At 44.4% G+C, this 2,596-nt stretch carries 4 protein-coding genes; 1 reads left to right on the forward strand and 3 read right to left on the reverse strand.

Translation table 11 applies throughout. The annotated features are described in order from the left end of the window. Positions 1–163: 163 nt before the first annotated feature. A complete protein-coding gene (locus tag ACO6UY_RS24340; RefSeq protein WP_422491630.1) occupies positions 164–799 on the reverse strand; it encodes a PolC-type DNA polymerase III in 636 nt (211 codons plus the stop codon). Between the two features lie 48 nt (positions 800–847). On the opposite strand from ACO6UY_RS24340, the gene ACO6UY_RS24345 reads away from it, so the two are divergent. Beyond that, complete coding sequence (locus tag ACO6UY_RS24345) at positions 848–1,246, forward strand: hypothetical protein (RefSeq protein ID WP_422491631.1); 399 nt, start codon at positions 848–850, stop codon at positions 1,244–1,246. 250 nt (positions 1,247–1,496) lie between these two features. Here the strand turns inward: ACO6UY_RS24345 and ACO6UY_RS24350 are convergent, their stop codons facing one another. Together ACO6UY_RS24350 and ACO6UY_RS24355 are read right to left on the reverse strand one after the other, a co-directional pair. Next, on the reverse strand, positions 1,497–2,006 hold the full coding sequence (locus ACO6UY_RS24350; RefSeq protein WP_422448533.1) for a hypothetical protein: 510 nt from the start codon (positions 2,004–2,006) through the stop codon (positions 1,497–1,499). After that, positions 2,007–2,501, reverse strand: a complete 495-nt coding sequence (locus ACO6UY_RS24355; RefSeq protein WP_422491632.1) for a hypothetical protein — start codon at positions 2,499–2,501, stop codon at positions 2,007–2,009. Positions 2,502–2,596 lie beyond the last annotated feature (95 nt).

Below are 2,596 nucleotides of genomic sequence, written 5' to 3' on the forward strand. Positions count from 1 at the left end.
AAAGTTGAGGGTTCTCTTGTGTTTTCAGAAATTATGAGTATGTCAGTTTTCTGGTTGTGGCAGCTGACGTGTATTCATCGGGAGTAGCTGCCAGGGGAGTGATTGATAGCTGGTTTCAGCAGGTCATCAATGAATACCAGGGTCAGGAACCGGGATAGCGCACTCAGGCAGGCTCTGCCCGAACCTGCTTTTGCAGAAACGTATGCACCGAACCTTTTGCCGTACGCCCCAGTTTCTGCATCAGGTTAAACGGTACGTCAAAAAGTTGATATTGCTCCCCCAGGTCTTCTAGCATACGTAACCATAGATGGGCGGTCATTTCCGCATCGGCCAGTGCCCGGTGAAAAACACCATCAGTCGGTAGTCGCTTATATCGCACCAATGTTCCCAGTTTATGGTCGGGAGCGTTCTGGTATAGTCTCCGCGCTGCCAGCATTGAGCAGGCAAAGGCACCGGAATATGCAGAGCCTGCCAGCACCATCTCATTATCCAGAAACTTTTTGTCAAACGATGCGTTATGAGCCACCAGGTTATGTTTACCCACAAAGCTGGCAAACTCCCGGATCACCGATAAACAATCCGGCGCGGATTTCAACATGGCATTGGATATACCGGTATAACTGGAAATAAAGCCATTAATCAGAAAACCCGGGTTCATTAGCTGCTGAAAACGGTCAGTTATCCTGCCATGTTCGATCAAAACTGCACCGATCTCTATGGCTCTGTCACCCATATTGGGCGACAATCCGGTTGTCTCAAAATCCAGGACAACAACGGTATCTGCGTTTTTATGGCTCATCAGTCTTTAGCCTGAATATAAATCATTCCCTGGAAATGAGTATTCCTAATGATATTTACTGCCAGATTACCGCAAGGCCGCAACAATATTCAGGAAAACCTCACAACCACACACTATAACATATTGATATTACATCAAATAAAAGAATTACCACAGAATGAAATATGCTTAACGTCTGTCATTGATAAAAACCGGACACCTTTGTTGAAATATTATCAGACACGTTTATCGAAAACTTTCCGGACATATACCCTGACAAAAATAGAGGAAGCGGACACTATTTATGAAAAAAATGGTGTTAGAATGCCTGACTCACAGGGCATTCCGGACACTATTTTGAAAAACAGGCGGACACTTTTTGTGATCACGGACATTAATTCTGTGACTTCTAGCAAAACTCTCTCTTATTTTGTCTTTGTGGTGGTAATCACCATATCTCCTTCCTGATTTCTTGAACTTTCGGTAACTATTTGCTGGTTCGCTTGAACTATCATCTTCTCCTACCTGCACTTTCCCAAACTTTATGCTGGGAACTTTCACGATATTAATGATGGTTTTTCCGTGGTGAATTTTACCCTGAGATACTAATGCAGATTTTAGGCGCACAAAAAAAAGCACTCAAATATGAATGCTTGATGAGATTTTTTTAAAAAAATTGAGGAAGGTGAAAAGAAACGCTCAGAGGAGAGATATGAGCTTAGCTGGCTTGCCACTCCTTCATGGCCTGCCCCCATAATCGAGTGAAATCTTTGTATCGAAATCCATGATACTCAACCATACGACATCTGACATTATTATAACTGGGCACAACTCCTTCCTTCTCGAGATCTACGATGATCTTCAATATCTGGTCAGTAAATTGATGGTATCGCTTATCACTCTCTACCTTTCGCAAGCCCTGATTCTTTTGCACCAGAGCACGAGTCAATTCAGGCAAATGATAAGAAAGAAAACTAACACCCACCTCCAGCTTGCTGGCAATTTCCGGCAATGGCGTAATTTTTTCTGATAAAGCATAGGTCTGCAGTCGTTTTTCAATCTCCTCCATCTCCAGTGTCGAGTTAAACACTTTTCGAACAGTTAATCTGGCCTCAGTCAGCTGCGGTGCAATATCCTGATGATTCAGCAGTAACTGTGACGGCAAAACATTCACTGCCAGGCAAAAATCAAGAAAACTGGTCAGCGTTGGTCGATAACGACCAGACACTCATTGCGAAATCGTTCTGTCAGAGAAGCACACGGCTTCGGTCAACTTTGTCACAGCACCGCACCCGGAACGATTGACAACCATCATCACCCCATCCTTAAATTCCTGACTGACATCAATCTCCAACAATTGATGACGGCACTCAAAAAGGTCATAAAAATATTGTTCCCTGGAAGTCACCTCTCTGGCCTCACCTCCCATATAACCGAGAAAACCACCGCACTGAGTACACCAGCCAACCCTTCTTGATGAAGGAAGCGCCTGCTGGGTGGCGCCACAATCCGGGCATTTACTTACGAGCCTCAACTGATGAACAGGACAGCTTTTCACTTCCATAAGGGAAAAAACCAGCGGATCATAAACAGGCGTTGATTGTCGTATAGCATCCAGATAACACTCAGGGCACCAATGTTTTTCCTGCCGGATAACTCCTTTACCCATTGAATCAAACAGCCCCCTGAACGGCATCATCGTATGTTGTTCCAGACCTTTCATACCAGTTGCATATTCTGGTAAACGTGAACGCTAATTCTGGTAAGCGTGAACACCTCCGCTTACCCAAGCACTGCCCTCCTTTATTTGTAGCCTGA

It is taken from the genome of Endozoicomonas sp. ALE010, from assembly GCF_049310165.1.
GTDB lineage: Bacteria > Pseudomonadota > Gammaproteobacteria > Pseudomonadales > Endozoicomonadaceae > Endozoicomonas.